The sequence below is a fragment of the Frankia sp. CoBUL1 genome (genome assembly GCF_978021245.1).
In genome coordinates this window covers 1-7,041 of sequence record NZ_CDXDOS010000182.1, presented here as the reverse complement: position 1 = coordinate 7,041, position 7,041 = coordinate 1, and the positions used below count along the sequence as shown (strand labels likewise).

Annotated in this window: 4 protein-coding genes and 3 pseudogenes; 1 reads left to right on the top strand and 6 read right to left on the bottom strand. The window is 70.8% G+C overall.

Annotation, left to right across the window (positions count from 1 at the left end; translation table 11 throughout):
* Positions 1-678: 678 nt before the first annotated feature.
* Positions 679-828, top strand: a pseudogene (locus AC08OX_RS13065) (NF041680 family putative transposase); the annotation flags it as partial.
* On the opposite strand, the pseudogene AC08OX_RS13060 reads toward AC08OX_RS13065, so the two are convergent.
* The 6 genes and pseudogenes from AC08OX_RS13060 to AC08OX_RS13035 form a co-directional block, all read right to left on the bottom strand.
* Positions 802-1,875 (bottom strand): annotated as a pseudogene (locus AC08OX_RS13060) (thiopeptide-type bacteriocin biosynthesis protein); the annotation flags it as partial. The pseudogenes AC08OX_RS13065 and AC08OX_RS13060 overlap by 27 nt on opposite strands.
* Positions 1,791-2,318, bottom strand: a pseudogene (locus AC08OX_RS13055) (lantibiotic dehydratase); the annotation flags it as partial. The pseudogenes AC08OX_RS13060 and AC08OX_RS13055, both read right to left, overlap by 85 nt.
* Before the next feature lie 13 nt (positions 2,319-2,331).
* Positions 2,332-2,574: a group II intron maturase-specific domain-containing protein gene (locus AC08OX_RS13050; RefSeq protein WP_476608069.1), complete on the bottom strand. Its 243-nt coding sequence runs from the start codon at positions 2,572-2,574 to the stop codon at positions 2,332-2,334.
* Between the two features lie 203 nt (positions 2,575-2,777).
* On the bottom strand, positions 2,778-4,859 hold the full coding sequence (locus AC08OX_RS13045) for a DUF7846 domain-containing protein (RefSeq protein WP_476608068.1): 2,082 nt from the start codon (positions 4,857-4,859) through the stop codon (positions 2,778-2,780).
* A 308-nt stretch (positions 4,860-5,167) separates the two neighbouring features.
* Positions 5,168-6,076: a small ribosomal subunit Rsm22 family protein gene (locus AC08OX_RS13040; RefSeq protein ID WP_476608067.1), complete on the bottom strand. Its 909-nt coding sequence runs from the start codon at positions 6,074-6,076 to the stop codon at positions 5,168-5,170.
* Positions 6,077-6,236: 160 nt separating this feature from the next.
* A complete protein-coding gene (locus tag AC08OX_RS13035; RefSeq protein WP_476608070.1) occupies positions 6,237-6,980 on the bottom strand; it encodes a thioesterase II family protein in 744 nt (247 codons plus the stop codon).
* Positions 6,981-7,041 lie beyond the last annotated feature (61 nt).

The window sequence follows — 7,041 nt, the reverse complement described above, 5'->3', positions numbered from 1 at the left end:
CCTCAGATCAAACAACTTCGAATCATGGCAGTCAAGTCGGCACGCAGCCTCAGCAGACCAGCACACCTGGTGTGAATCCAGTCACATGGCAGGATTTGGTAACAGGGTTCCCCGATCCGAAGGATCGTTGCGTGGCGCAGCATTGACAGTGGGTGATCACGGAGAGGTTGCCGGGGTTGCTGTTGCGCTAGCCTCGGAATTTCGCCGGATTGATCGTCTGTTGGTGGAGATAAGCGGGAAAGTGCTTCTGAGCAGGGCGGATCGTGCTTGCTGAGGGCCCGATCGATCCCGTATCAAGGCGCGCCTTCGCGGCGGGCCAGGGCGAGTCCCAGGCATGGATGGTTTCTCTCGTCAGTCCAGGATCTGGAGATGTTCGCCAGTTCGCCGATGCAGACGTCGGTATTTTACCAGGCCAGCAGCCTGTCGATCATCTCCTGGATAGGGGCTCGGTCTTCCCGGCGGTGTGGGCGACGAGGGTGTTGACCTCGCGGAGCAGATCAATCAGCCGGCTCCCCCACTTCTGGGCGCCCGGCGTGAGCTCGCCCTTTAACCTCCGACTGTCACGTTGCGTGATATCTGCTGGTGTTGTGGGGTGGTTCGGCGTGTCCTCGTGACGTGGAACGACCTTCGGAAGATCGTGCTCTCGCCAAAGAAGCCGTGATCGAACCGAAGGTCGTGATGGGCAGTGTGCAGGACGAACCAGGACGCGTCGAGGCTCTGGGGAGGCTGTGTCGCTTCCGGCAGGAGTTCTATGGCTGTCTGGTCCACCGCGCGGACGCGCTGTTCGAGGTGACGGACGCGGTGCTGTGCACCGACGGCCCGGTCCGGAAGCCAGACCAGCCGTCGAGGATCCCGGTGCCATGGGGGGAGGGCGGCTGTGCCGTCACGGGCCGCGTCGTTCACGAGACGGCGCAGATCGGCGAGGCGGCGGTGGGCGGCCCGGTCGAGGCGAGGCCGGCCAAGCGCGGTGCGATCACCGTTGGCGAGTGTGCGTGCCACCGTCGCCGCCGTCAGCGAGGCCACGACCAGCCGCTGGTCCGGCTCATGGGCCGCGGTCAGCGTGGCGAGGACCAGGTCGCTGTCGGCGGCGAAGACATCCTCGGCTGCCTCGATCGCCGACGGGCCGCCGTAGCGTTCGATCTCCTGGTCGTAGGGCTCGACGCTGAATCCGTAAGCGAGAGCGTCCGTCACCAGGCGCGCGCCCCATTGGGAGACTTCGGGCAGGAGTTTGCCGCCGAGTACGGCCGGGACCCCGTGGAAGCGGACCCGCAGATGGGGGTCGAGGGCCTGGGTGCGGTAACGCAGCCAGAACCAGCGGTCGAACATGCCGCGCGTGCGCGGGAGGAGCCTGGCGAGGTCGGTGAGGATTTCGTCGTGCTGGGCCGCCGGTGCGCCGATCGCGAGCGACAGCCACGGGCCTCCCGGCAAGTAGTGCCCGGCCCTCGCTGGCCGGGGCAGCGTGATGCTCGGACGAGTCGGGGCCGGCGGGGGCGCCGTGGCGGCGAGCGGGATGACGAGTTCGAGTAGATGGCGTCCGGACCGTCCGGTGACGACGTCCTGGATGGTGCCGTCACCGCCGGGCTGTTCGGTGACGGCCCGCAGCCCGCGTCGTACATAGCGGCGCAGCAGCTCCACGTCCCGTGGATCGTCGAGGTCGAGCGGGAGCTGTCGTTCGTCGTCATCGGTGACGATCACGGTCGGAGGCGGCGGGACGGTGGAGGTCTGCCAAGAGCGCAGCTGCGCCGGCCAGGCCGCGGTGTCGCGCGCGGCGAACAACCTTCGGAAGTCCGTCAGCGGCCTCGGCAAGCGCCACCGCGCAGGGGCGAGAATCGTCGACCGGTACCGCACCCGTGGCTGGAACGCGCTGTCACGCAGCGACCCCCAGGAGAACAGGTGCCACGGGCGGCACCACCTGGCGGCGGCGGGTCGGTGCCGGGCAGCGCGAGCGCGGCAACGGTGGCATCGTCCAGGATGATTTCAGTCCGGCCGTGGGCGGTCGCGTCACCGAGCAGAGCGGCGAGGACCGCGAGGCGTTCCACGGGCGTGTCCGCGGGTTCGATGCTGGTCTCGATGCCCTCAGCCCCCAACCCGATGACCGGATCGATGACATCGACGAGCGGGACGAACCGGCCGTGGCCCCACCGATCGACGAAACGGGCGTGGTAGGCGGCGAGCGTGGGCTTGGTACAGCTCATCATCCACATCACGCTGACGGCCTCGGCGGCGTCCTCCAGCAGCGCGCGCGGCACGGTGACGGCCGCGTCGGCGGCGACGTCCACGCACAGCGGGTTGTCCTGGCCGCAGATGCGGGCAGACGCCTCCCGCGCGGTGCTAGTTCATCCAGCCACGAATGACCGGGTTCAGCCACGCCGCGAGCGCCGCGACGTCCTCGGTCGTGCGCAGGTTGATCCGCCATCGACGGATCTCGTCCCCCATCTTCTTGAGGGCCTTCCGGCTCACCGCTGACAGGAATACCGTGAACATCTGCCATATTTCGGACCCGACTTGTTCACTCGTCTCTTCCCAGGCATACGCCTGGTTACTCGAAGAAATCGCCTGGATGAGCTTGCCCATTCGCTCCACCCCCATTACAGGGACTTCACCGCTACACTCCCTAACTTCATCAACTGGGTGGACTGGTGCACGGCCGCGGACACCGGCGCCGCGCTGCTGTGGCGGGTGAAATCGAACCTGCGTCTACCCCACACCCCGGAAAGAACCCCGGCGCCGCACCGGTCACATCCACCGGATCATCTGGTCACGATCCGTTCCCCTGGTCACGTCGCACCGACCGAGACGGCCAGCGCCGGACGGACCGGGGCGGGCAGCCATCCCGCTCCGGGCCGGTTCGGCACCTGACGCCAGCCCAGGCCGGGCACGAGCAGGGCCAGCTCCCCGGAGGGACGCCGGGCCAGCGGGATCCGCTCCTCCCAGCGTGCCGCACCGGCTCCCGTCGGCACGGTGAACCCGACGACGAGCTCGTCGGGCAGCGTCGCACCGGCGACGCCGAGCTCGTCCGGTCCGAGCGGAGTGCCGGTCGTCACTGTGAAGATGTGCGTAATCCCGGGAGCGTCCGCGGGCCCGAACTGGACGGTTCTGGTCGTGGCACCCAACCGGATGTACAGGGTGCCGCCAGCACCACCAGCACCACCAGCACCACCAGGATCGCGCGCCGTCACCTGGACACGGACACGGTTGCCGGCGACCTGGCGCAGCGCGGTGAAGGACCCGAAGTAGCTCGCGGGCGCGGCCGGGTCGACGATCTCGTCGGGGCGCAGCCGGTAGACCGCCCGGCCCGGCATCCGGTCGGGCAGGGTGGCCGTGCCGGCACCGATGTCGGCGGCGTACAGCACCGGCCCGGCGAGGTCCGGGGTGTTCCGCAGCATCTGGTACGGCACCTGGGTGTAACGGCTCGGGACGCCGGGCGTCACGACGACCACCGCCGGGGCCGGGTAGCGGTCCGGCAGCAGCGCGTCAAGGAACGCGTTGCGGTCGTTCACCCATCGCTGGCCGGCGACCTTGTCCGGGATCGCGTCCACAGTGAGGAGGATCAGGCCTGCGGCGGCGAGGACCGCGATGACGGGTCTGCGCAGAACGGGTCCGCGCGGGACGGTCCGGGCCGGCGGAGCGCCGGTGCCGGGCCACGGGGAGAACCACCGTTCGCTCATGGACCACACCCGGCGGGCGCCGTCGGCGGCGAGAATCATGATCGGGGCGAACGCGGCCAGATGGTAGTGCGGACCGAGACCGTTGAGCAGGCCCGGCATCGCGAACGCCGAACCCCACCAGAAGAAGTAGCCGCCACCGACGGCGGCGACGATGACGACCAGCAGGACGCGCTCGGGACGGCGGTGCGCCCGCAGCACGCCGAAGATCGCGAGTACGAGGACCGCGACGCCCCCGAACACCCAGCTCGGGGCCGCCGCGACGGTGCCGTGCAGGGCCTCGAGGGCGAGTCGGCGGGTGAACAGAAACGTCGGCTCCGAGGGCAGGATGCGACGCGGCCCGAAACCGAAGCGGTCCAGCGGATCGGAGGCCGACAGCGGCGCCCGGAACGCAGAACCGGTCACCCGCCGGCAGTATGCCAGGAGCACGACAACGAACGGCGCCAGGCCGGCGAGTGCCCAGGCGGTTCGGTGCGCCACGGCACGCATGAACCGGCCACCCGCGGACCGGCCACCCGCGGACCGCCACAGCCGCGCCAGCACGAACACCACGACGGGAACGGCGACGATCACCGCGTCGAAGGGCCGCAGGAGCAGGACGAATCCCAGGCCTGCCCCGCCGCCGATGAGCGACAGCCGCGCCCCGGCCCGGCCGCCACGCAGCAGCGCCGCGCACGCCAGGGTCAGCGTCGCGGCTCCGCACGCGTAGGCGAGGGGCAGCGAGGTGTGTACCAGGACGAGCGGGGACAGCGCGACGAACACCGCCGCCGTGACCGCGGTGACCGCGTCGTCGAAGAGCTCGCGGGCCAGCCGGTACGTCCCGGCCACCCAGCCTGCCGCCACCAGGGCCGGGGCGACGGCCATGGTGGCGAACAACGCCTGGGACGCGGCGAGCAGCGCCGGCCACCCGGGCAGGTACTTGGTGAACACCCGCCCGTCGTGCTCCCCGGTCAGCCAGGGCCGGAAGAACGGCTCGACGGTGGTCGCGTCCAGGGTGAGGCGGCCGTCGAGCAGCATGCGCGCCTGCAGGACGTAGGCCGCCTCGTCCGCGTCACCCGAGCCGTGCCGGTACAGCGTCGCCTGCAGGACCAGGCTGACGACAAACGAACACCCGCAGATGGCCGCGACGATCAGCGCCGGCGTGCGGCCCGACCGGCGGGCCCGGCGGCGGGCCGCCGTCGACCCGCCGTCCATCTGATGGACCGGCTTCGACGCACACCGACACGGCATAACAGACAACGGCATAACAGACATAAGCATAGACAGCCGGTAACTGGCCACGACTGCCGGGTACCAGGTCAAAGGGTTCCGGTCACCGGGTTCCGGTCACCGGCGGGTCCCGACGTTGACAGCGGGTCAGCGCGGCCCGATGCCGGGCGGGACGGCGTCACCCCGGGAGGCCCGTCGGGCCCAGCGGTAGGCCTCCTTCTCGCTGCGGGAAACGACCACGTCACGCTGCCGCGGCATGACCACGTCACCCTGCCGCGGCGCCTCGCAGACCGTCAGCCGGACATGGCCCGAGCGGGCCCGCGGCACGCGCAGCACCCGGCCGGCGGCGTGCGCGGGCGGCCGGCGCGACGCGACGCGACGAGGTAGGAGTACTTCTCGTCCTCGTACCCGAGCGCACCGTCCTTCATCGCCCGGTGCAGTGCGCTGCGCTCGACCCGCCGGCCGAAGTGGCACCAGTCCCCCGCCGTCATCGGGCAGTCGTCGTCGGCAGGGCAGGGCGCGGTGATGGTCGCGCCGGTCTCGACGAGCGCCGAGCGCGCGGCGCGGATCCGCGCGAAGCCGGCCGGGGTTCCCGCGTCGATGATGACCAACTCCGCCGCGGTGGCCCGCCACCACGCGGCCACGGCTGCGGCCCGGTCGCCGTCGGCGAGCTCGCCCAGCACATAGGCCGCCACTGTCAGGTCGGCCCGGTCCACGCCGTCGCCGGGCGGGGTGAGCACGGACGTGCGCTGCCAGGTCGCGGTGCCCAGCGCCGGCGCGCCACCGCGGCGGGCCAGCCGGCGACCGACGTCGATCATCAGCGCGGACCGCTCGACCAGGACGGCCCGGGTCACGCCGGGGAAGACCGCCAGCGCGGCCCAGGTCGCCGTCCCGGGACCCGCGCCCAGGTCGAGGACGGACCCGGGCCGCCAGTCCGGGCGGCGCAGCGCCACCTCACCGAGAACCGCGCGGGTGACCGCCAGCGTCGCGGGCAGTCGGGCGGCGAGGTAGGCCCGGACGTGATCCGCCGTCAGCTCGCCGTCACCCGGTGTGGCGGCGTTCGCGCGATACCGGTCGGACAACTCCCGGTAGGCACGGGACATCGCCCGCGCCGGCGGGGTCCCCACGGACGCGCCCGTCTCGGCCGCGACCGCGGCGAGCAGACCGGCCACCACACCCTCGCGTCCCGACCCGTACCGCACGCTCGAAGCGTAGCCGCGGTGCCACGGCCCCGAACGAAATACGCTGACGCGAATCCCGCCCGGGGTGCCGCCGGTGCCCGTGGTGGGGGTCACGTCCAGGTCGACACGTCCAGGTCGACAACGTTGACCGACGAGCCGACCGGCGGGGCAAGCCGACGGGTCAGAGCGAGGGCCCCGCGGTGGCCGCGGGAACCAGCCCGGCCGAGACGGTGTCGATGACGGCGGTCTGCTGGTCAGACAGGTAGAAATGGCCACCGGGAAAGACCTTCAGCGTGAACGCACCGGTCGTGTGCGCCCGCCATTGTTCGGCCTCGGCCACGGTGGCCTTGGCGTCGGAATCCCCGACCAGCACGGTAATCGCCGTTCCGATCACCGCGTCCGACGGGGCAGAATACGTTTTGATCGCCCGGTAGTCCGCCCGGGTGGGCGGCAGGATCAGCTTCAGCATTTCGGGATCGGCGAGGATGCGCGGGTCGGTTCCACCAAGCGCACGGATTTCCCGCAGGAAACCCTCGTCGTCCAGGAGATGCACGGATTCGGCGCGGGAGGTTGACGGGGCTCTACGGCCGGATGCGAACAGCACGAACGGCACCGGGCCGCCCGCCGCCTCCAGCCGGCGGGTCACCTCGAAGGCGACGGTCGACCCCATACTGTGACCGAAGAACGCCAGCGGGCGGTCGGTGAGGGGACGCAGCACGTCGGCAATGCGGTCCGCGAGGGGTTCGATGGCCGTCTCGGGCCTCTCCGTCCGCCGGTCCTGGCGGCCCGGATACTGCACCGAACGCACCTCGGCGACCGGCGACAATGCCCTGGATAGCGGAACGTAGAAGCTTGCCGCGCCGCCCGCGTGGGGAAAACAGACAAGCCGCGGGGCATTCTCCGGCGCCGGATGGAAACGCCTCAGCCACAGATCGACGTCACTGAGCCTTTCCCAGTAACGATCGGCGGCGCCGTGTGATCGTCAT

Coding starts and splice junctions, on each gene's coding strand:
- AC08OX_RS13050 (WP_476608069.1), bottom strand. CDS start 2,574: ATGGGCAAGCTCATCCAGGCGATTTCTTCGAGTAACCAGGCGTATGCC.
- AC08OX_RS13045 (WP_476608068.1), bottom strand. CDS start 4,859: ATGGACGGCGGGTCGACGGCGGCCCGCCGCCGGGCCCGCCGGTCGGGC.